Source organism: Georgenia deserti (assembly GCF_042680605.1).
In the GTDB taxonomy this organism is placed as follows: Bacteria; Actinomycetota; Actinomycetes; order Actinomycetales; family Actinomycetaceae; genus Allobogoriella; species Allobogoriella deserti.
The window spans coordinates 281680-303731 of sequence record NZ_JBHUEE010000003.1 but is presented as its reverse complement, the minus strand read 5'-3'; the positions used below and the strand labels follow the sequence as shown (position 1 = coordinate 303731).

Below are 22052 nucleotides of genomic sequence, written 5' to 3'. Positions count from 1 at the left end.
CGACGATCACCACGACTGGAACGCCGCCCAGCCTACGAGCCCGCGCCCACAGGAGCCGCACGCCGGCCGGCCCGCACGGGATGTGAGACACGCGAACCGAGCGGCCGGCTCCTGCTCCGGCCGGGGCCGGCCTCAGCCGGCGGGGCGGACCTTGGGCTCGGGCAGCGGAGGCGGCGTCGCTGCGGGCTGCTGCTCCAGCAACGACAGTGCCTCGGTGATCGCCCGGTCGAGCTGCGGGTCGTGCTCGGCGAACAGGTCGGACGGGGTGTGCACCACCTCGATGTCGGGGTCGACACCGTGGTTCTCCACGTCCCAGCCCTTCCGCTCGAGCCAGAACGCGTACCGCGGCTGCGTGATCGCCGTGCCGTCCACGAGGTCGAACCGGCCGTCGATGCCGACGACTCCGCCCCAGGTGCGCACACCGACGACGGGTCCGACGCCCAGCGCCTGTGCGGCGGCGTTGACGATGTCGCCGTCCGAGCCGGAGAACTCGTTCGCCACCATCACCACCGGGCCGCGTGGTGCCCGCTCGGGGTACGTCGTCGGCGCGGCGTAGTGCCGGGAGGTCGCCCAGCCGACCACACGGGCCGCGAGCCGGGTGATGACCAGTTGGCTGGTGTGCCCGCCGCGGTTGTACCGCACGTCGGCCACGATGCCCTCGGCCTCGCTCGCCAGCCGCAGGTCGCGGTGCAGCTGGGCCCAGCCGTAGCTCATCATGTCCGGCACGTGCAGGTAGCCCAGCCGGCCTCCGGTGCGCTCGCGGACGTACTCGCGCCGAGACCGCACCCAGTCCTGGTAGCGGATGACCTCCTCGTCCGCGAGCGGGACCACCACGACGCGGCGGTCCTCGCTGCCGCGGCGCAGCGTCAGCTCGACGGGCTTGTTCGCCGCACCGATCAGACCGGCGGCGGGTCCGGCCGCCGGGTTGACCGGCACCCCGTCGACCGCGACGACGAGGTCGCCCTCGCGGGCGTCCACGCCGGCCGCACGCAGCGGCGAGCGGGCGTCGGGCTCGCTCGACTCACCCGGCAGGATGCGGTCGATCCGCCATCCGCCGTCGGCAGGGGAGAGGTCCGCCCCGAGGAAGCCGAGGCGCCGATCCTTGTTCCCCAGGGGTGCGGCGGGCATGACGTAGGCGTGCGAGGTGTTGAGCTCGCCCACGGTCTCCCACAGCAGGTCGACGAGGTCGTCGTGGGTCCGGACGCGTTCGACGACGGGGCGCCACCGGGCCACGACGCTGTCCCAGTCGACGCCGTCCATGTCGGCCCGCCAGAAGTGGGTGCGCATGATCCGGGCGTTCTCGTCGAACATCTGGCGCCACTCGGCCGGCGGATCGACCTCGAAGCGGAGCCGGTCGAGGTCCACGGCGACCAGCTCGTCGTCGTCCTCCTCGACCTTGCGGGTAGCGGGGGTGACCGTCACCGCGTCCTGGTGCCGGACCACGAGGCGCTCGCCGTCGCCGGAGACGGCGAAGGCGTCCGCCTTCTCGACGATCGTGCTGACCTTGCGGTCCGGGAACGACCACCGTTCCACCCGGTCCGGGGTTCGCTCCCCGCTCACGCCCGCCCGGCGGCTGCCCAACGTGCCCTCTTCCTCGGTCACTCGGATCCACACGACGCCGTCGCTGACCGCGCGCAGGTCGCGGTACTCGGCGGACGGGACCGGGAACGGCACGATCCGCGCCTCGGCGCCGTCGGCGTCCAGGTCCGGGCAGGTGACGGGCTTCGGCGTGTCCTTCGCGGTCTCGTCGGTCGGTTTCGAGACTCGCCACCCGTCGGCGCTGGGCCCGAACGGCGGCGGCTCGGTGGCCGCGAGCGGGATGAGCCAGGGGCGCGTGGCCGCGGTGAAGGACAGCGCGAACTCGTGCTTGTCGTAGTCCGGGTCGAAGGTCCGGTCGGAGAGGAAGACGACGTACTTCCCGTCCAGCGTGAACGCCGGCGAATGATCGTGGTACTGCCCGGTGGTCAACGGCACGGGAGTGGCCTGAGGGCGGGTCACCTCGAGCACGACGATCTGGTGCAGCTCGCCCTCGCCGCCGGTGGGTTGAGACCAGAGGAGGTAACGACCGTCCGGGGAGAAGCTCGGGTCGAGCGCCTCACCCTGGAGCGACCGGCCGACCTCGCGGACGGTTCCGGCGACCGGTTCGACGAGGCGGATCGCGCCGTCGTGCGAGATGACCGCCAGCCGATCACCGGCCGGGTCGGCCGCCAGGTGCAGCACCCGGCCGAGCTCCCCGCCGAGGAGGCGCTCGGGCGGCCGGGAGCCGTCGAGCGTGTGGATCTCGAGCGCATCCTCGCCGTCGGCATCGGTGACGACGGCGGCCCGGCCGGTGCGGCCGAGGACGACCGGTTCGCGCACTCGGACACCGGAGGAGGCCACCAGGGCGTGCGCCGGCCCCTCGCGGTGCGCCAACCAGAACGCGGTGCCCCGCCAGGAGACCAGGCTGTGGTCGCCGCCGTGGTCGGGGGCCAGGGCCGTGAGGTTCTCCGTCGGGGCGGCCGTGGTGCGCGCCGGCGCGGTGCCCGGCAGGCTCACCTCGAGCGAGCGTGGCGCGGCGTCCACGCTGTCCAGCAGCCAGATCCGGCCACGGCTGTGCCAGGTGACGCGAACGCCGTCGGTGGTGGCGTCACGGACGTAGCCGGTCGCGGCGTCCTGGGTGGTCAGCTGACGCGGCTGCGAACCGGGCACGGTGGGCTCGTCCCAGACCCACAGGTTGGCCTGCTCGTCCGCGCGGTCCGGGAAGCGGGCGGCGCGGTCGGAGACGAACAGCAGGCGGTCGCCGATCCAGAGCGGGTCGACCAGGGACGCGTCCTCGTCCGGCAGCAGCCGTTCCCACCCGCCGTCACCGGACCGGTCGAGCCACAGCCGCGGTGCCGTCCCGCCCCGGTAGCGCTTCCAGTGCGCGGGCGGACGGCTCCACGGCGTGCTCAGCGCGACGGCGCCACCGGGGTGGACCGCCAGGCCGGAGGCTGCGCCGTACCGCAACCGTTCGCTCGTGCCATCCAGCGCGACCGCCTTGACCACGGCGTGGCGGATGCTGGCCTCTCCGGCGTTCGAGGCGACGAGGATCCGCCCGTCGGCGGACCAGTCGAGCATCGTGGTGACCGTCCCTCCCCACCAGGTGAGCCGGCGGACCTGCCCGGAGTCGACGTCGGCGACCATGACCTCGGGGTGCCCGTCCCGGTAGGAGACGAATGCGACGGCGCTGCCGTCCGGTGCCAGTCGCGGTTGACGGACCGGTGCACGGTCGGTGGTCAGGCGCCAGGCGCGACCGCCGTCGACGGTGGTGAGCCAGACGTCGTCGGCGGCGACGAACGTCACGAGGTCACCTCGGACGTGGGGATAGCGCAGGTACGGGGTGGCGGCAGATGCGTCGGTCACCCGCTCAACCTAACCAGGCCTCTCGGTGAGGCCTAGGGATTTGCCATCGCCCCGGCCCGGGCTCTGCTGTGTCCCCGGCCTGGCGGCACGTGACCTGGGGCACGGCCTGCCGCGGAAGCAGTCGCCGGCGGTTCGTGTTGACGGGGTATGACCACGCCCGCACCGACCCGCCGCGCCGACGTCGTGGTCGTCGGGGCCGGGCAGGCAGGCCTGTCTGCCGGTTATCACCTGCAGCGGCGTGGCTTCGTGCCGGCGTCGCCGCACCAGGTGGCTGCGGACGACCCGGGCGCAACGGGTACGTTCCTCGTCCTGGACGCGGAGAGCGGTCCGGGTGGTGCGTGGCGGCACCGCTGGCGCTCGCTGCGCATGGCGACCGTCAACGGCATCTTCGGCCTGCCAGGGATGGACGTACCCGATGTCGATCCCTGCGAACCGAGCCGGGAGGCGCTGCCGCGCTACTTTGCGGACTATGAGGCCGACCGTGGTCTCCCGGTCCTCCGTCCGGTGCGAGTGAGAGCGGTCCGGCGCGCGGACGACGACCCCGCCGGCAACCTGCTCGTCGAGGTGAGTGGCGAGGCGTTCACCGGCACGATCGCCGCGCGCGGCGTCATCAACGCCACCGGCACCTGGAGCAAACCGTTCTGGCCCGTCTACCCGGGACGAGCGGACTTTCGCGGCCGGCAGCTCCACGTGGCCGACTACGTCGGGGCCGAGGAGTTCGCGGGCGGGCACGTCGCCGTCGTCGGGGGCGGGATCTCCGCGGTCCAACTCCTCGACGAGATCTCGCGGGTGGCGACCACCACCTGGTTCACCCGTCGAGAGCCCCGCTGGCGCGAGGACTTCGACAGTGAGGCGGGCCGCCGCGCCGTCAGCATGGTCGCCGACCGGGTCCGCCGCGGTCTGCCGCCACGGTCCGTGGTCTCCGTGACCGGGCTGATCCGCACGCCGGAGGTGCGTGCCGGGCAGGCCCGGGGCATCTACGACCGGCACCCGATGTTCACCCGGATCGAGCCCGAGGGGCTCCGGATGGCCGACGGCTCGTTCCTGGCGGTCGACGCCATCGTCTGGGCCACCGGGTTCCGCGCCGCCCTGGATCACCTCGCGCCGTTGCGGCTGCGATCGCCGGGCGGCGGAATCGTCATGGACGGCACCGCGGTGGCCGCCGAACCGCGGCTGCATCTCGTCGGGTACGGCCCCTCGGCCTCGACCGTCGGCGCCAACCGGGCGGGCCGCGACGCGGTGGTTCACCTGAGCGAGCGGCTCGCCCCGGTGGCCGCCTGAGAGTTGCGGCGCCGATCGCGCTGCCGCGAGACTGCCCCCACCCGTGCGGTGACGACGCCGCCTGGTCCGACGAGGGGCTGCACATGGAACTGAACCTGCTGCTGGCGTTGGCACTCGGTGTCGCCACGATCGTCGTCGTGGTGCTGTTCACCAGACTGGACGCGTTCGTCGGCCTCATCGCGGCGGGGCTCGTGACCGGACTGGTGGCCGGAGGCTCGCCGACCGACATCGTCGGGTGGATCACCGAAGGATTCGGCAGCACACTCGCCAGCATCGGCATCGTGATCGGCCTCGGTGTGGCGATCGGCAAGATCCTGGAGGTCTCCGGCGCCGCGGACGCGTTGGCACGCGCCTTCCTGCGGGCGTTCGGCAAGGGCCGTGAGGAATGGGCGATGGCCAGTGTCGGCGCCGTCGTCTCCGTGCCGGTCTTCTGCGACTCGGGGTACGTGATCATGAACCCGCTCGCCCGGTCGATCGCCCGGGTGAAGCGCGGTGGCTACGTGGCGCTCGCGCTCGCACTGGGCTGTGGCATGACCTTGACGCACCACCTGGTCCCGCCGACGCCAGGTCCGCTCGGCGTGGCCGGCATCCTGCAGGCCGACCTCGGCGCCGTCATCCTCACCGGCCTGGTGTTCACCGTGATCCTGCTGCCGGTCGTGGTGCTCTACGCCCGGTGGATCGGGCCCAGGCTCGAAGCCGAGATCGTCCCGGCGGTGCGTGAGGCGGTCTACCCGGAGCCCGCCCGGGTACGCGGGACCGGCGGAACGGACGCACACCGGGGCTCGGCACAGGAGCACTCGGGCGAGGCGGGCACGACGGTCTCGGCCCCGGAAGCGGCCGGCGACGCGGCAGAGGCCGGCGAGGCCCCCGCCGAGGAGGGGCGAGCGCGCCGGATCAGCGGCTTCCTGGCGTTCCTGCCGCTCGCGGTCCCGCTGGTCCTCATCGTGGCGAACACCGTCACCGCCGCCATCGATCGAAGCAACCAGGGCGCGCTGTACGGCGACTACGAGGCGGCGGCGTGGACCCAGCCGTTCGCGTTCCTCGGCGACCCGGTCATCGCACTCATCATCGGCCTGGTCATCGCCGTCTACGCACTCCTGCCCCGGTGGACGCCACGCGGGCGGGTGCACTCCTGGCTCGCAGAGGCAGCCGCGTCGGCCGGCCTGATCCTGCTCATCACCGGCGCCGGGGGCGGTTTCGGGCTGGTGTTGCGCGAGTCCGGCGTCGGCGACGCCCTCGCGGAGGCGGTCGGGGCCACCGGACTGCCGGCGTTCCTCGTCCCGTTCGTCATCGCGACGCTGGTCCGGCTGGCGCAGGGCTCCGGCACGGTCGCGATGATCACGGCGGCGTCGGTCACGGCCCCGCTGGTCGCCGGGTTGGGAATCTCCCCCGTCGTCGCCGCGCTCGCGTGCACCGCCGGGTCGATGTGCTGCTCCTACTTCAACGACTCCTACTTCTGGGTCGTCACGCGGTTCACCGGACTCGACGGCACCGCGGCGTTGAAAGGGTGGTCCGGGATCACGACTGTGGCGTGGGCGGCCTCGATCCCGCTCTTGTTCGTCGCGAGCCTCATCCTGTGACGAGGTTGCCGGAATCGTCGTTTTTTCGACGGATTCTGCAACCTCGTTCGGGGAAGAGGAGCGAACCGAACCGGGGCGTTCAACTCCGGCGCGGCCGCGTCTCGCGTGCGAGCAGGGTGCACACGGTCGAGATCGCGCCCAGCGACATGATGTAGACGGCGATCCCCCAGGTCGCGCCGTCCTGCAGTTCCAGCAGCGAGGCGGCGATGAGGGGAGAGAGCCCACCGGCGAGCATGGCGCCGATCTGGTAGCCGATCGAGGTGCCGGACAGGCGCACCTTCGTGCCGAACAACTCCGAGAAGTAGACCGCCTGCGGCCCGTAGATCATGTCGTGCAGCAGGTTCGCGCCGATGATCATCCCGATCGTCACCCACACGACACTCGCCTGGTCGAAGAGCAGGAACGACAGCGGGAAGTACAGCGTGCCGAGGATGCAGCCGGCGAGGTAGACCGGCTTGCGGCCGATGCGGTCGGTCAGCCAGGACCAGCCCGGGATCGTCGCGAATCCGACCACCGACGAGATCATGACCGCGTTCAGCCCGACCTGCTCGTCCATGCCCAGCCGCCCGGAGATGTAGCTGAGCATGAAGGCCGTGTAGATGTAGAAGACGGCGTTCTGGAACAGCTTCATCCCGATGGTCAGCAGCAGCGTGCGCCACTGCTCGACGATGACGTCGCGGGACGGCCGCTCGGCGCGGGTGTCGGTGTCCAGCAGCTTCTGGAACTCTGGTGACTCGGCGAGCGTGAGCCGCACGACGACCCCCACGACGATGAGGACAGCCGAGAGCAGGAACGGAATCCGCCAGCCCCAGGCCACGAAATTCTCGCCCGTCAGCTGGTGGACGAGTCCGAAGACGCCGGAGGAGAGCAGCAGCCCCACCGGCACGCCGAGCTGGGGGAAGGAGCCGAACAGCCCCTTCTTGTCCTTCGGAGCGTGCTCGACCACCATCACCACGGCCGAGCCCCACTCGCCGCCGACGGCGAACCCCTGGATCAGGCGTAGCACGCACAGACCGATGGGCGCCCACAGACCGGCGGTGTCGAACGAGGGCAGGAGCCCGATCCCGAACGTTGCCGCGCCCATGATGATCAGGGAGAACATGAGCATGGTCTTGCGGCCGATCCGGTCGCCGAAGTGGCCGAAGACGAACCCGCCGAGCGGCCGGGCGGCGAACCCGACGGCGTAGGTGGCGAAGGATTTGATGATGCCGACGCCGTCCGCGTCTCCCGGGAAGAACACCGCGGGCAGGATCAGTGCGGCCGCCGCGCTGTAGAGGTAGAAGTCGTACCACTCGATGGACGTGCCGACGAAGCTGGAGACGGCGGCCTTGCGGGACTCGCGCCGGGTGTCGATCGGGCCCGGCGTGGTCGTGGTGGCGGAATAAGTCATGGTTCCTTGGCGGTGTGCGTTCGGATACGAAGCGGAGCGGGGGTGTCAGCGGCGGATCACGAGACCGCCTCGAGCAGGACGGCCAGACCCTGACCGCCACCGCCGCACAGGGTGGCGACGGCGTATCGGCCGTGGCGGGCGCGCAGGGTCCGTGCTGCGGTCAGCGCCAGCCGGAACCCGCTGGCGCCGAGCGGGTGACCGAGGGCGATCGCCCCGCCGTGGACGTTGACGGCGGCGTCGTTCACGGCGAGCTCGCGCGCCGTGGCGATCGCGACGCCGGCGAACGCCTCGTTGATCTCCCACACGTCGACGTCCGAGGGGGCCAGCGCGTTCGCCTCGAGCACCTGCCGGGCCGCCCGCGCCGGCTTGAGATGCAGGGACGTGTCCGGGCCGGCGACGAACGCCCAGTCGACCACGCGCGCCAACGGCGTGACGCCGGAGGTCTCGGCCACGGGCGCCGAGACGACGAGCCCGGCGGACGCGCCGTCGGCCGTCTGGGACGCGTTGCCCGCGGTGATGGTGCCGTCCGCACCGAAGGCAGGCTCCAGGGCGGCCAGGGACTCGAGCGACGACGTCGCCCGGACGCCCTCGTCGTCGCGGTGGACAGCACCGTCGGGCAGGTGGACGGGAACCGTCTCGCCGCGCAGGAAGTCTCGCCCGGCCACCGCGCGCTCGTGCGAACGGTGCGCCCAGGCGTCCTGGTCACCCCGGGTCAGCCCGAGTTCGGCGTTGGCGGCGTCGGAGACCACGCCCATGGACCGGCCGCTGGCGGCGTCGAGCAGCCCGTCGTGCAGGACGACGTCCGACTCACCCCCGAGCCGCGCCCGGGTGGACATCGAGTCGAACCCGCCGACCAGGTAGGCCCGTCCCTCCCCCACGGCGATCCGGCGAGCGGCGTCGCATACGGTCTCGAGCGAGGCGAGGCAGACGCTGTTGAGCGTCACGGCCGGCACCGTCGGGTCCATCCCCCCGGCCAGCGCCGCGATCCGGGCCGGGTTCTGACCGAGGCCCGCCTGGACGACCACGCCGAGCAGCGCGGCGTCGACGGGCACCTCCGGGTGACGCCGCAGCACCTCGGCCACCGGCACCGAGCCGAGGTTCGTGGCGGAGAGTTCGGACAACGCCCGGCCCACGCGGCCGAAGGGCACGCGCACGCCGTCGAGCAGATACACGGGCGGGACGGTGGTCACGAGGCCTCCTCGACGGCGACGGCTGCGATGACGTGGCCGCCCACCGCCGTCGGTCGGACGCGGACGGCGGATCCGACGGCGGGCACGGCCGGGCCCTCCAGCACGTGCGCGAGCATCCGTGGACCCTCGTCGAGAACGACGACGGCGAGCAGGTACGGGGCTGCCGCGGCCCACGCGGGATGGCCGGGTCGGTGCACGCGGGACCAGCCGGCCACGGTGCCGCGCCCGGAGGCAGGCCGCCACCGCCACTCCTCGCGCCAGCAGGTGGGGCACATCGCGCGCGGATAGAAGAACCAGGTCTCGCAGCGCGTGCAGTAGGGCAGCTCGAACCGGCCGTCGGCCAGGGCGTCCCAGAAGTGCTGGGTCTCACCGGTCGGAGTCGGTGCCGGGACGGTGAGGTCGGCGAGTTTGCTCATGCTGTATCTGCCTTCGCGTGAGTACTGCGGTGCCTCGCTCCGGTACACCTCGTTCCTCGGCGTCCCTGCGCGGCGGCTCCTCGCACTCACGCTGTGTGTTCTATCGCGCGAGTGCTGCGGTGCCTCGCTCCGGTACACCTCGTCCCTCGGCGTCCCTGCGCGGGGGCTCCTCGCACTCACGCTGTGACTCCTTCGCCGCGCAGCACGAGGGCGACGGCCTCGCTGAGGGTGGCGCCGTTCCCGGTGACCAGAGCGGTCGAGGGCCGACCGTCCGCGCGGTGGTGCTGGCGGCCGCGCGCGGTACCGCGAAGCTGATGCACGGCCTCGATCGCGTGGCTCATGCCGCCCGCCAGGTCCGCCTGTCCGCACCCGAGCTGACCGCCGTGCGGGTTGTAGGTGACCTCGCCGCGGTGGGAGACGTCCCGCTCGCCGAACCATCGGGCGAAGCCGCCGGGAGGACACAGGCCCGCGTCCTCGAGGGTCAGAGCGGTGACGACCGTGTAGCAGTCGTACAGCGAGAGGACGTCGAGGCCCCCCGGGCCGGTCTCCGCCTGGGCGTAGGCCTGGGCGATCGCCGGCCGTAGCGGCCCCGAGGTCAGCGACGGCGCCTGGCTCATCGCCCGGTGGGTGACCTTCTCGCCGGCGCCGAGCAGGTGCACCGGCGGGTGCGGGAGCCGGCCGTCGGCGGCGAGGGCGGCGGCCCGCTCGGGGCTGACGACCACCACGGCCGTCGCTCCCGCGACCGGCATGACGATCTCGAGCAGGTGCAAGGGCTCGGCGATGTACGGCGAGTCGAGAACGTCCTGCAGCGTGGCCGGCGTCCCGTGGAAGATCGCTGCCGGGTTGTCCTGGGCGTGCGCGCGGGAGATCGCGGCGATCTGGGCATAGTCGGCGTCGGCCGTGCCGTGGGCCGCCATGTGCGCCGACTTGAGGAACGCGTAGGAGGCGTTCGCGCCGCTCGCGCCGTGCGGGACGTCGAACTCGCGGATCGGGTTCCGGTTCGGCGAGCGCACCGGCTCCGGATTGCGGTGGTTGCCCACCAGGCACAGCACCGTCTCGGCCATCCCCGCGTCGATGGTGGCCGCGGCACGCCAGATCATCCCCGGGCCGGTGGCTCCGCCGAGGTCGACCACGTTGGCGGCACGTGGCGCCAGACCCAGGTACTCGGCGAGGGTGGCGGGGACGTGCTGCGGTGTCTCGCCCACCTGCGGGCCCATGAACAGGCCGTCGACGTCGCCCGGTTCCAACCCGGCGTCGTCCAGCGCGAGCCGGGCGGCACGGGCGAGCAGCCCCATGGTGGTCGCACCCTCGGTGCGTCGCACCGGGGTCAGCTCGCCGACGCCGATGATCGCCGCGCGCGAGGTCCCGGGCGGCCGCGTCACACCGTCTCCTGCGCGAAGAGCTGGCGGTAGGCGGACAGGCACTGCGGGTTGGCCAGTGACGCCTCATTCTTGACCGGCAATCCGGCCGCAGCCGCCTTGGCCGCGCCCTCGGCCTTCTTGCCGTTGTGCGTCACCGGGACCGCGGGTACCGCGAACACCTGCGCCGGCACGTGCCGCGGCGAGGCTTGCGCACGGATGTCCGCCCGCAGAGCGCTGACCAGCTCGTCGCTGAGGTCCACGCCGTCGGCGGGGACGACGCACAGCACCACGTCCTCGTCCGTGGCCCGCTGGTGCCCGAACACGACGGCGTCGGCGATCTCCGGGCGGCGGTCGACCACGCGGTAGATCTCCGCGGTGCCGATCCGCACCCCCTGGGGCTTGAGCGTCGTGTCGCTGCGGCCGTAGACGACCACCGAGCGGCGCGGCGTGATCTCGGCGAGGTCGCCGTGGGTCCAGATGTCGGGGCGGTCGGCGAAGTAGGCGTCGTGGTAGCGGCGCAGGCCTCCCTCGCCGAGGAAGGTCAGCGGCATGGAGGGGAACGGCTCGGTGCACACCAGCTCGCCCTTGACCCCGACCACCGGGGCGCCGCGCTCGTCCAGGACGGCCATGGCGTGGCCGAGGGCGAGGCAGGTGATCTCCCCGCGCCGGACGGGATGGATCGGCGAGCCGAGCTGGAAGCAGCCGTGGATCTCCGTCCCGCCGCAGATCGAGGCCACGATCATGTCGGCCTTGACGTGGGCGTACAACCAGTCGTACTGCTCCGGGCTCAGTGGCGCCCCGGCGGAGAGGACGGAGCGGAGCATTCCCAGGTCGTGGTGCTCGGCCGGTCGGTAGCCGGCACCGGTGAGGCCGGAGAGGTAGGCGGGCGAGGTGCCGAAGTGCGTGATCCCGGCGTCCTCGGCCAGCCGCCACAGGTGCCCGCGGTCCGGTGTCCCGTCGGGCCTGCGTGGGGCCGGGTTGCCGTCGATGAGGACGACGGCGGCGCCGGCCGCGAGCACCGAGACGACCCAGCCGTACATCATCCACCCGGTCGAGGTGAACCAGGAGTGCACATCGCCCGGGCGGACGTCGCCGTGCAGCACGTGTTCCTTGAGGTGCTGGAGGAGCACGCCGCCCGCGCCGTGCACGATGGCCTTCGGCAGCCCGGTGGTCCCGGAGGTGAACATGATGAGCCCGGGGGTGTCGAACGGGTGCCGCTCGAGGACGAGCTCCGCGCCGGTGTCGCAGAACTCCTCCTGCCACTGCGGAGTACCGGTGACGACGAGCTCCGCGCGGGCCTCGAGACCATCGAGGACCTCACGAGCCTTGGCGGCGACGTCGAACGCCCTGCCGTTGTAGGTGTAGCTGCCGGCCGAGATGACGAGCGCGGGGGAGACCTGCCCGATCCGGTCCCGCAGTCCCACCGGCCCGAAGTCGGGCGAGCAGCCGGCCCAGGCCGCGCCGAGGCTCAGGGTGGCGAGCATCGCGGCGAGATTGTCGACGTCGTTCGGCATGATGCCGGCGACGACGGAGCCGCGGCGCACGCCCCGAGCCCGCAGCCCGGCCTGGACGGCCGCCACCCGGCCGCGGAGCTGGTCCAACGTCAGGCGAGTGTGGACGCCCGTCTCGTCGGCCGCGACGACGGCGAGGCGGCCGCCGGCGCCCCGCAACAGGTTCTCCGTGACGTTCAACCGCCCGTGCGGGAAGAAGCGGGTGCCGAACATGTGGCCGTGCCGCAGGGACGCCAGCTCCTCCTGGTGCGCCGTCGCCCCGGGGGGCTGCTCGATGACGTCACCCTTCTCGCCGACGACGCCGGCGAAGTCCCACAGCGCGGACCAGAAGCCGGCGCGGTCGGTGACCGACCAGGCGTGCAGCTCGTCGTAGCGGTGCGGGTCGAGGCCCTGGGCACGGGCGAAGCGCGCCATCGCCGAGTCCTCGAACGCCGACTCCGGCGGCGTCCACAGCACGGTCGGTTCGGGCATGTGGCCGGGCCTCCTCTCCGGTCTCGTCACGGACTCGTATCTACGCACACGCGGTACGCAGACGGGTGCAGGGTGCAGGCTGCCCCTTATCCCGCCGCGTGAGAAGGACGGGGACGGCATGTGAGACCGCCGGGCCGGCCGGGACCAGCATCCGAGACATCGGCGAGGGCGCTTGCCCTCGGTGGTGATCGCTCACGCTCACCGACCGAACGCGCGCCGACCCACCGGCGGGGGCGTACCCTGGCCACGACGCGGGGTGCCGTGCACCGGCACGGCTGAGAGCACACCCGTTGAACCTGATCTAGTTCGTACTAGCGAAGGGAACGTCGCAGATGTCTGCACCCTCCACTCCCGTCGACACCGTTGATCCGGGCGGTCTGGCAGCCGCCCTGTCCGCGCTACGGGAGGGCGCCCCGCTGGTCCAGTGCCTGACCAACGTCGTCGTCGCCCAATGGACCGCGAACACGCTGCTCGCCGCCGGTGCCAGCCCGGTGATGGTCGACAACCCGCAGGAGGCCCGCGCGTGCGCCGGCGTGGCCGGCGGCGTCCTCGTCAACGTCGGCACTCCCCAGGAGGAGACCGCCGCCGCCATGACCGAGGCGGTGGCGGGCGCCGCCGAGGCCGGCACGCCGTGGGTGCTCGACCCGGTCGGGGCAGGTGCCCTGGCGTGGCGGACGCGCATCGCCCATGACCTGCTCGGCCGCCACGCACCCGCCGTCATCCGCGGGAACGCCTCGGAGATCCTCGCCCTCGACGGGGGCACGGGCGGAAAGGGTGTCGAAGGCGTCGACGCCGCCGAGGACGCCATGCCCGCCGCCACCGCGCTGGCTCACGAACTGGGTTGCGTCGTCGCCGTCAGCGGTCGGGTGGACCACGTCACCGACGGCGAGCGAGTGGTGCGGGTGTCCAACGGCAGTCCGCTGCTGACCAAGGTCACCGGTGCGGGCTGCGCCCTCGGCGCGCTCATGGCCGGGTTCACCGCCGTCGTCGCCGACCGCCTGGTCGCCGCGACGGCCGCGACAGCGGTCTTCACACTCGCGGCCGAAGCCGCCCAACGCGCCGCCCGGGGACCGGGCAGCTTCGCCGTCGCGCTGCTCGACGAACTGGACCGCCTCCAACCTGCGGCCGTCGCCGACGGCGTCCGCCTCTCATGACGTCCGTGCGACCAGCGCCGGACTACTCGCTGTACCTGGTCACCGACACCGGGATGTGCGGCGAGCGGGGGGTGCCGAAGACCGTGGCCGCGGCCGTGCGGGCCGGGGTCACCATGGTCCAGCTGCGGGATCCGGACGCCGGTGACCGGGAGCTGGTGGCCCTGGGGCGGGCCGTCCGGGACGTGCTGGCCGGGACCGGGGTGCCGCTGCTGGTCAACGACCGCGCGGATCTCGTCGGCGAGATCGGGGCGGACGGCGCACACATCGGCCAGGGCGACATGTCCGTCCCGCGGGCTCGTGCCCTGCTCGGCGAGACGCGACTGCTGGGGCTGTCCGTGCACGACGTCGGGCAGGTCGAGGCCGCGCGTGAGTACGGCGAGGCCCTCGACTACCTCGGCGTCGGGCCGGTCTGGGCGACGTCGACCAAGCCCGGGCACGCCCCGCCGGGCGGCCCGGGTCGGCTGCGCGACGTCGTGGCCGCGAGCCCGTGGCCGTGCGTCGCCATCGGCGGGATCGACGCCGGGCGGATCGCCGAGGTGCGGGCGACCGGCGTGGCCGGTGCCGCCGTCGTCAGCGCGATCTGTGCCGCCGACGAACCCGCGGCGGCCACGCGTGAGCTACGCGACCGCTGGGACGCCGCGAGGGAAGGAGCCTCATGACCGCGATCCCCGTCACGCTGACCATCGCCGGATCCGACCCCTCGGGCGGCGCCGGCATCCAGGCGGACCTGAAGACCTTCTCCGCGCTCGGCGCCTACGGCTGCGCGGTGCTGACCGCCCTGACCGCCCAGTCCACCCAGGGCGTGACCGGGGTGCACCCGGTGCCGCCGGAGTTCGTCCGGGAGCAGCTCGAGACGCTCGTGGACGACGTGTCGCTCGACGCCGTCAAGATCGGGATGCTGTCCTCGGCCGCGACCGTCCGGACGGTGACCGACTTCCTGGCCCGATGGCCCGGGCACGCCGTTGTCCTCGATCCGGTGATGGTCTCCACGGCCGGTTCCCGGTTGCTCGACGACGATGCCGTCGGCGCAGTCCGGGACCTCCTGCCGCACGTCTCGGTCGTCACGCCCAATGTCCCGGAGGCGGCGGTCCTGCTGGACGGCGAGGAGGCCCACGACGTCGACGGCATGCGCGCCCAGGCCCGTGCGCTCCAGCGGCTGGGCGCCGCACGGGTGCTGCTCAAGGGCGGCCACCTGAGGGGTGACGAGGCCGCCGACGTCTGGGTCGACGAGGCCGGTGAGGAGGTCCTCGTCCGATCCCGGGTCGAGACGCCGAACACGCACGGCACGGGATGCTCCCTCTCGTCCGCGATCGCGGCCCTGCGTCCGCGTCGGACGAGCTGGCGGGACGCGGCGGCCGACGCCAAGTCCTGGCTGACCGGGGCGCTGCGTGCCGGCGCCGGCCTGGAGATCGGCCGGGGGCCCGGGCCCGTGCACCACTTCTACGAGTACTGGAGGCAGTGATGACCACGCCGGCCACCGAGACCGTCTCCGCCGGTGCGGGGCGGACCTTCACCGACGAGGCGTGGGAGCGCGCCGCCGCAATCCGTGCCGCCGTGGACGAGCTGCCGTTCCTGCGCGAGCTCGAGGCCGGCACCCTGCCACACGAGGTCTTCACGGGCTACCTCGCCCAGGACGCGCTGTACCTGGCCGAGTACGGCCGGTCACTCGCAGCGTGCGCCGTCCAGGCGCCGCGGCCGGACCACCTGCTGTTCTGGTCCACCAGCGCCGCCCGCACGGTCGAGGTCGAACGGGTGCTGCACGGCGCGCACGTGGCCGATCTGACGGCTGCCGAACCGAGCCCGACGACGACGGCGTACACCTCCTACGTCCTTGCCCTCGCGTCGTCGGGTAGCTATCCGGTGCTGGTGGCCGCCGTCCTGCCGTGCTTCTGGATCTACGACGATGTCGGTACACGCCTGAAGGAGCGCATCGGCGACCTGTCCGCACACCCGTACGCGGACTGGATCGGCACCTACGGCGACCCGGACTTCGCCGCCTCGACGGCGCAGGCCCGCGCGATCGTCGACGAGGTTGCGGCGCAGTCCGATCCGGGCACCGTGGCGCGGATGCACGAGTCCTTCCGCCGCGGGGTCCAGTTCGAGTGGATGTTCTGGGACGCGGCGTATCGCCGGGAAGCGTGGCCGGTCTGAGCCTCGCCCGCCGACCCCGCCCGCGCGCTCAGCCGCTGCGGCCGCTCGCCCCTGCCCCTCCGCCATGAGCGCGAGTCGTCAATCATGTGCTGAGTGGTCAATCGTGTGCCGAGTGGTCACTTTCGTGCCGAGTGGTCATTCGCGCGTCGAGTGGTCAGTCATGTCCGCGGCTCGCTCCATGCGCAGCAGCAAGGCCGCCGACGGCGTGACGGCACCCGAGGCGTACGTCGACAGCCGCGTCCTGGACGTGCCGATCTCGCGGGCGAACTCGGCCTGTGTCGATCCCGAGACCGGGACGAGCCACGCACGTTCTGGGCAACTGACTCGGTCAGAGTGCGGCGAGGGCCTTGCGGATGCGCTTCTCGGAGACCTTGACCGGGGTGCCGAGCTGCTGGGCGAAGAAGCTGACGCGCAGCTCCTCGATCATCCAGCGCACGTCGTCGAGGGCGTTCTCCCGGGCCGGATCGGGAGCCAGCCGATCGGTGGCCTGCACGGCGGCCTCGTAGGCGTCCTCGAGCTCGCCGATCGTCCACGCGAGCGTCGCGTCCTGGTGCACGTTCTGCTGGGCCCGCTCGATCCGCCGGCGTGCGGCCTTGAGGTACCGGGGTAGATGGACCAGCTGCGCCGCCGGCGTCTGGGAGACGAAACCTGGGTAGACGAGCCGGGCGACCTGGTCTTTCACATCGGTGAGCGTGTTTAGCAGGTGCATCGAGGTGGCGTTCTTGATGGTCGCGTCGAGCTCGCGCTTGGCCTCGAGCGTGGCGACGACCTGGCGGATGATCTGGTGCACCCGGTCCTCGAGCTGCTCCCGCACATGGGCCAGGACGTCCCGGTAGGCGGCGGCGTCCCAGATCTGGCCCCGGCCGGAGACCCACTCATCCACCAGCGCGGTCACCGCGGCCAGTTGCACGTCCGCCACCAGCGCGTCGGTGTCGCGGTACGGCGACGTCGCCAGCGTCAGCGCCTCCGCTCCGGTCCACCGGGTGGTGATCCGCTGGGTGTTCAGGGCGGTCTCGCCGAGCACCAGGCGCCGCAGGCCGAGCCGGTGCGCCCGGGCCTGCTCCGCGGCGTCGGCCAGGATCCGCAGCGCCACCGTCGCCGCGCCGCCCTTCGCCGGGATCTCGACGAGCGCGGGGTAGCCGCGGACCACCAGCCCGTGTGCACCTGCGGACTCCACCTGCCGCGGGATCACCCCGTCCGGCACCTCCGGCCAGGCCGTCAGCTCCTCCTGTTCCGGCAGTGCCGCGGAGGAGGTGGTTGCGCCGGACGAGTGACCGGCCACCTGGGACGGGGAGGGTGCGGCAGCGGGGCTTGTGGGGCCAGGCACGCGCGACGACCGGGCCGAGGATTGGCCAGGGCGCTGTCGTCCCGCAGAGCGGCCTCCCCGTCCCTCGAGGTGACCGGACGCTTCCATCGCCGCCGCCACCGCACCGCGCACGGCCGATGACACCGCCTGCTGCGTCTGCGGCGCGAGCTCACGCTGCAACGCCACGAGGTCCTTGCCCTCGGAGAGCACGGCACCGCGCTGGGAGAGGACCCGGAAGGTCATGCGTAGATGGTCGGCCAGCCGGTCGGGCTCCCAGTCCCCCTCCGGGATGTCGACGTCGCGGATCTGACGCACCGCGGCGGTGAACGCCTCCCGATACGACGGCGCGCCCTCCGGCGCGGGGGCGACCTCGGCCCACGGCGGCAGTCGCGTGACCACCTCGCGGGCGACGTCGGGCGCCGGGACCAGCTGGCGACGCGTGGGCTTGGGGAAATGGCGGATGGTCGCCGTCGCCAGTTCCAGGGCCAGGCCCGGCACCATCCAGTCGAAACCGTCCGGACGCAGCCGCCCCAGCACCTCGACCGGAACGTGGACCGTCACGCCGTCGGCATGGGTGCCGGGCTCGAACTGGTAGGTCAGTGGCAGCGTGAGGTCACCTTGGCGCCAGGTGTCGGGGAAGTCCTCGGCGGTGACCTCCCCGGCGCCCGGGACCAGGAGGTCCATGGTGAAGGTGAGCAGGTCCGGATCCTCGCGGCGGGCCTTCTTCCACCAGGAGTCGAAATGGCGGGCCGAGGTGACGTGCTCGGGGATGCGCTCGTCGTAGAAGTCGAACAACCCGTCTTCGTCGATGACGAGGTCGCGACGACGTGCCCGGTTCTCGTACTCCTCCGCCTCGGCGAGCAGCTCGCGGTTGCGCTCGTAGAACTCGTGGTGGGTGCGCCAGGCGCCGCCGACGAGCGCCTCGCGGATGAACATCTCACGCGCCAGCTCCCGTGCGGTGACGTCCCCGAGCACGAGGTCGCCGAGCCTCCCGAGCGGCACCGAGCGGTCGGCCACCAGCGTCATGCCGTAGAGCAGGACCTTTTCTTTGACCATGGCCGCGCCCTGCTTGGTCGACCAGTACGGCTCGGAGTAGTTCCGCTTCACGAGGTGCGAGGCCAGTGGCTCGACCCACTCGGGCTGGATGCGCGCGACCGTCCGGGCGAACAGCCGCGAGGTCTCGACGAGCTCGGCGGCCATCACCCACGCCGGCGTCTTCTTCGCCAGTCCGGAACCCGGCCAGATGACGAACCTCGTCCCGCGCGCGCCGGCGTACTCGCGGCGGCGCTCGTCGTAGGAGCCGAGGTTCGACAGCAGACCGACCAGCAGCGATTGGTGGATCGCGTCGGCGCTCGCGGCGTCGGCGGACTTCCCGACGGCGACTGCGGCCCGTGCGGTGTCCGGCCGCCCGTCCGGGGTATTCTCCGCGGTCGCGGCGATGTCATCGGCGTGCGGCAGGGCGATCGGCTTCATCGACAGCCCGAGCGGCTTCGCGAGCTGGCGCAGCTGCGCGACGACGTCGTGCCATTCGCGCACCCGCAGGTAGTTCAGGTACTCGTTGCGGCACAGCCGCCGGAACGCCGATCCGGACAGGTCCCGTTGCTGGGTGCGCAGGTACCGCCAGAGGTTGAGGTAGGCGAGGAAGTCCGACGTCGGATCCGTGAAGCGGCGGTGCATCTGGTCTGCCTGCGCCTGCTTGTCCGCCGGGCGCTCGCGCACGTCCTGCGCGGACAGCGCCGCGACGATGACCATGACCTCGGCGGCGCAGCCGTTCTTCTGCGCCTCGAGCAGCATGCGGCCGAGCCGCGGGTCGATGGGGAGCTGGGCGAGCTGGCGGCCGACGCCGGTCAGCCGCTTGCGCGGGTCGCGGGCCTCGGGGTCGAGGGCTCCGATCTCGTGCAGCAGCTGGATGCCGTCCCGGATGGCGCGGGTGTCCGGCGGGTCCACGAACGGGAACGCCGCGACGTCGCCCAGACCGAGCGCCGCCATCTGGAGGATGACGCTGGCCAACGAGGTACGCAGGATCTCGGGTTCGGTGAACTCGGGGCGGGCGGCGAAGTCCTGCTCCGAGTAGAGCCGGATCGCGATGCCGTCGGCCACGCGGCCGCACCGCCCGGAACGCTGATTGGCACTGGCCTGCGAGATCGGCTCGATGGGCAGACGCTGGACCTTCGTGCGGTTGGAGTACCGGGAGACGCGCGCGGTGCCGGGGTCGATGACGTACCGGATGCCCGGCACCGTCAGCGACGTCTCTGCGACGTTGGTGGCGAGCACGATCCGGCGGGTCGTGTGCTGCTCGAAGACGCGGTGCTGCTCGGCGGCGGACAGCCGTGCGTACAACGGCACGACCTCGACGGCGTCGGGTCGGTGTCCGGATCCCTTCGCCGTTCCCGGTGCGAGGTACCGCTCGCCCAGGTGATCGGCGAGGGCGACGTGGGTGTCCCGGATCTCCCGTTCACCCGAGAGGAAGACCAGGATGTCGCCCGGGCCCTCGGCCATGAGTTCGTCGGCGGCCATGGTGATGCCGGTGATCTGGTCGATCGGCTCCTCGGGCGCGACGGCCTGACCTCCGTCACCGAGAGGGCGATTCCGGTCGCTGTCGGCAGCCGGATCCTCCCCCTCGGGCGAGTCGTCCGGGGCGAGTGGTCGGTACCGGATCTCGACCGGGTAGGTGCGGCCGGAAACCTCGACGACCGGGGCCGGCTCGACCAGTGCGCCGTCGGGCCGTCCACCCTCGTGGGTGCCGAAGTGGGAGGCGAACCGCTCGGAGTCGATCGTGGCCGAGGTGATGACGACCTTGAGGTCCGGTCGCTGCGGCAGGAGCTGGGCCAGGTAGCCGAGGATGAAGTCGATGTTGAGGCTGCGTTCGTGCGCCTCGTCGACGACGACCGTGTCGTAGCGGCGCAGCAGCGGGTCGCGCTGGATCTCGGCGAGCAGGATCCCGTCGGTCATCAGCTTGACCAGCGTGGTGTCCGAGACCTCGTCGGTGAACCGGACCTGGTAGCCGACGGCGCCGCCCATCTCGACACCGAGCTCCTCGGAGAGGCGTTCGGCCACGGTCCGCGCGGCGATCCGGCGCGGCTGCGTGTGGCCGATGGTCCCGGTGATCCCGCGGCCGAGCTCGAGGCAGATCTTCGGGATCTGCGTCGTCTTGCCCGATCCGGTCTCCCCGGCGACGATCACCACCTGGTGATCGCGGATCGCGTCCGCGATGTCCTGCCGACGCGCCGAGACAGGCAGCTGCTCGGGATAGGAGATGGCGGGACGGGCGGCCCGGCGAGCGGCCAGCTGCTCCTCGGTCCACGGCCGGAATTCCGCCCGCCGCGGACCGCCGCGACGGCCACGCCCACCTCGCCGGCGGTTGCCCCGGCCGGGCCGTGCCGAGGGCGCAGCAGTCTCCCGGTCCGTACTCACGATGCTCCATTGTCACCGATGGGGCGCCCGTGCTTCACGGCATATCTCTCAGGGCTGAGGACACCTCTGCGGCCGCGCCGTCCGATCCGGCCCTCAGCCCGTTGTCGGTACCGGCTCGGCCCGGAAGCGACGCCGGTACTGCAGGGGGCTCAGGCCGCGGGAGCGCGCGAGGTGGTGCCGTAGCGTCGCCGCGTTGCCGAACCCGACGTCGTCGGCGATGCGGTCCACGGACAGGTCGGTCTCCTCGAGCAGCTGCTCCGCTCGCCGCACGCGCTGGGCCGTGATCCACGCGTGCGGCGTGGTGCCTGTCTCGGCACGGAAGCGGCGGGCGAAGGTGCGCGGCGACATGATGAACCGCGCGGCCAGACTGTCCACGGACAGGTCGTCCTGGAGATGTTCGACGATCCAGGACAGCACCGGGCCGAGCGTCTCGGCGTCCTGATCCGGGACCGGTGTGGTGATGAACTGCGCCTGGCCTCCGTCGCGCTGGGGCGGCACCACCATCCGCCTGGCCACCAGGCTCGCCGCGGCCGCGCCGAACTCCCGGCGCCAGAGGTAGAGACTGGCGTCGAGCCCGGCAGCGGTGCCCGCGCTGGTGAGGATCCCGTCGTCGTCGACGTAGAGCACGTCCGGCTCGACGCTCGCCTGGGGGAATCGGGTCGCCAGCTCGTCGGCGTACCGCCAGTGCGTCGTGCAGCGCCGACCGTCGAGGAGGCCGGCGGCACCGAGGGTGAACGCGCCGGAGCATACGGACATGACCCACGCCCCGCGCGCGTGCGCGGCCCGGAGGCACTCGAGGATCGCCGGTGGGGCGTGCAGGGCGTCGTCGGCGGCGGGCGTGACCACGAGGTCGGCCTCAGCGACCCGGTCGAGGGAGTGCGGGGTTTGGATGTCGAATCCCGCGTTGGTGCGGACGCTGGAGGTCGGTGCGCAGACGGCGAAGTCGAAGACGGGCAGGCCCATCTCGGAGCGATCGATGCCCCACGCCTCGCACACCACCCCGAGTTCGAACGGGGCGACGCCGTCGAAGGCCAACGCCACGACGTTGCGGATTCCGCGACTCATGTCGGCATCGTGCCAGAAGTTGGCAGGAAATCGATGCAGCGTGGCAAACCGGCCACTCGTGGCAGATAGTGATCACCGGAACGATTTCTGCCATGTCCTTCGTACTGATCGCTTCGGGATTCGCTCTGATCGTCTACATCGCCCACCTCGTGTGGGCGCCGCGCGGCGAGGGCAGCGATGACACCGATCCTGGGTCACCACCTCCGGATCGCCCGCTCGAGGGCGCGAGCTGGCCACCGCGAAGCCTGTGACAGCCAGGATCGTCGGTTCGGCACAGCGTTGACGAGTCGGCACAGGAATGACGAGTGAGCACAGGAATGACGAGTCGGCACAGGAATGACGAGTGAGCACAGAAGTGACGACTCGCGGGGGGTGGGGGGC

At 72.3% G+C, this 22052-nt stretch carries 15 protein-coding genes, 1 pseudogene and 1 riboswitch; of the genes and pseudogenes, 7 read left to right on the top strand and 9 right to left on the bottom strand.

The annotated features are described in order from the left end of the window. Positions 1 to 132 precede the first annotated feature (132 nt). The gene (locus ACFSE6_RS08145; RefSeq protein ID WP_388004811.1) at positions 133 to 3381 is read right to left on the bottom strand and encodes a S41 family peptidase; all 3249 of its coding nucleotides are present in this window, start codon (positions 3379 to 3381) and stop codon (positions 133 to 135) included. A gap of 147 nt (positions 3382 to 3528) precedes the next feature. Here ACFSE6_RS08145 and ACFSE6_RS08140 point away from each other — a divergent pair, with 147 nt between their 5' ends. Both ACFSE6_RS08140 and ACFSE6_RS08135 read left to right on the top strand, forming a co-directional pair. Further along, positions 3529 to 4662 (top strand): NAD(P)-binding domain-containing protein, encoded by a 1134-nt coding sequence (locus ACFSE6_RS08140; RefSeq protein ID WP_388004808.1) that lies wholly within the window; start codon positions 3529 to 3531, stop codon positions 4660 to 4662. An 83-nt stretch (positions 4663 to 4745) separates the two neighbouring features. Next, a complete protein-coding gene (locus ACFSE6_RS08135; protein WP_388004805.1) occupies positions 4746 to 6242 on the top strand; it encodes a GntP family permease in 1497 nt (498 codons plus the stop codon). A gap of 79 nt (positions 6243 to 6321) precedes the next feature. Here ACFSE6_RS08135 and ACFSE6_RS08130 read toward each other — a convergent pair whose 3' ends face one another. From ACFSE6_RS08130 to ACFSE6_RS08110, 5 genes are all read right to left on the bottom strand, one after another. Then, the gene (locus tag ACFSE6_RS08130; RefSeq protein ID WP_388004802.1) at positions 6322 to 7632 is read right to left on the bottom strand and encodes an MFS transporter; all 1311 of its coding nucleotides are present in this window, start codon (positions 7630 to 7632) and stop codon (positions 6322 to 6324) included. A gap of 56 nt (positions 7633 to 7688) precedes the next feature. Continuing rightward, positions 7689 to 8822 carry a thiolase family protein gene (locus ACFSE6_RS08125; RefSeq protein ID WP_388004799.1) on the bottom strand — a complete coding sequence of 378 codons (1134 nt, stop codon included), beginning with the start codon at positions 8820 to 8822 and terminating at the stop codon, positions 7689 to 7691. Beyond that, positions 8819 to 9238: a Zn-ribbon domain-containing OB-fold protein gene (locus ACFSE6_RS08120; RefSeq protein ID WP_388004796.1), complete on the bottom strand. Its 420-nt coding sequence runs from the start codon at positions 9236 to 9238 to the stop codon at positions 8819 to 8821. Before ACFSE6_RS08120 ends, ACFSE6_RS08125 begins: the two co-directional genes overlap by 4 nt. Positions 9239 to 9414: 176 nt before the next feature. Further along, positions 9415 to 10620: a thiolase family protein gene (locus ACFSE6_RS08115; protein WP_388004793.1), complete on the bottom strand. Its 1206-nt coding sequence runs from the start codon at positions 10618 to 10620 to the stop codon at positions 9415 to 9417. Continuing rightward, the gene (locus tag ACFSE6_RS08110; RefSeq protein WP_388004790.1) at positions 10617 to 12581 is read right to left on the bottom strand and encodes an acetoacetate--CoA ligase; all 1965 of its coding nucleotides are present in this window, start codon (positions 12579 to 12581) and stop codon (positions 10617 to 10619) included. The genes ACFSE6_RS08115 and ACFSE6_RS08110 overlap by 4 nt, the downstream gene beginning before the upstream one ends. 242 nt (positions 12582 to 12823) lie before the next feature. After that, positions 12824 to 12922, top strand: a riboswitch (TPP riboswitch). Between ACFSE6_RS08110 and thiM the strand changes: the two genes are divergently transcribed. From thiM to ACFSE6_RS08090, 4 genes are all read left to right on the top strand, one after another. Next, a complete protein-coding gene (gene thiM, locus ACFSE6_RS08105; RefSeq protein WP_388004787.1) occupies positions 12914 to 13735 on the top strand; it encodes a hydroxyethylthiazole kinase in 822 nt (273 codons plus the stop codon). Its footprint overlaps the riboswitch before it by 9 nt. Further along, positions 13732 to 14394 carry a thiamine phosphate synthase gene (gene thiE, locus ACFSE6_RS08100; protein ID WP_465254127.1) on the top strand — a complete coding sequence of 221 codons (663 nt, stop codon included), beginning with the start codon at positions 13732 to 13734 and terminating at the stop codon, positions 14392 to 14394. Before thiM ends, thiE begins: the two co-directional genes overlap by 4 nt. Continuing rightward, positions 14391 to 15197 carry a bifunctional hydroxymethylpyrimidine kinase/phosphomethylpyrimidine kinase gene (gene thiD / locus ACFSE6_RS08095; protein WP_388004781.1) on the top strand — a complete coding sequence of 269 codons (807 nt, stop codon included), beginning with the start codon at positions 14391 to 14393 and terminating at the stop codon, positions 15195 to 15197. Before thiE ends, thiD begins: the two co-directional genes overlap by 4 nt. Continuing rightward, positions 15197 to 15886: a TenA family protein gene (locus tag ACFSE6_RS08090; protein ID WP_388004778.1), complete on the top strand. Its 690-nt coding sequence runs from the start codon at positions 15197 to 15199 to the stop codon at positions 15884 to 15886. Before thiD ends, ACFSE6_RS08090 begins: the two co-directional genes overlap by 1 nt. A 135-nt stretch (positions 15887 to 16021) precedes the next feature. On the opposite strand, the pseudogene ACFSE6_RS08085 reads toward ACFSE6_RS08090, so the two are convergent. The 3 genes and pseudogenes from ACFSE6_RS08085 to ACFSE6_RS08075 form a co-directional block, all read right to left on the bottom strand. Beyond that, positions 16022 to 16156: pseudogene (locus tag ACFSE6_RS08085) on the bottom strand (helix-turn-helix domain-containing protein); the annotation flags it as partial. A 58-nt stretch (positions 16157 to 16214) separates the two neighbouring features. Next, entirely contained in the window at positions 16215 to 20606 is a 4392-nt protein-coding gene (hrpA, locus tag ACFSE6_RS08080; protein WP_388004775.1) for an ATP-dependent RNA helicase HrpA, read from the bottom strand. A gap of 93 nt (positions 20607 to 20699) precedes the next feature. Next, positions 20700 to 21671 carry a helix-turn-helix domain-containing protein gene (locus ACFSE6_RS08075; RefSeq protein ID WP_388004772.1) on the bottom strand — a complete coding sequence of 324 codons (972 nt, stop codon included), beginning with the start codon at positions 21669 to 21671 and terminating at the stop codon, positions 20700 to 20702. A 92-nt stretch (positions 21672 to 21763) separates the two neighbouring features. On the opposite strand from ACFSE6_RS08075, the gene ACFSE6_RS08070 reads away from it, so the two are divergent. Then, a complete protein-coding gene (locus ACFSE6_RS08070; protein ID WP_388004769.1) occupies positions 21764 to 21922 on the top strand; it encodes a hypothetical protein in 159 nt (52 codons plus the stop codon). Positions 21923 to 22052: the final 130 nt, after the last annotated feature.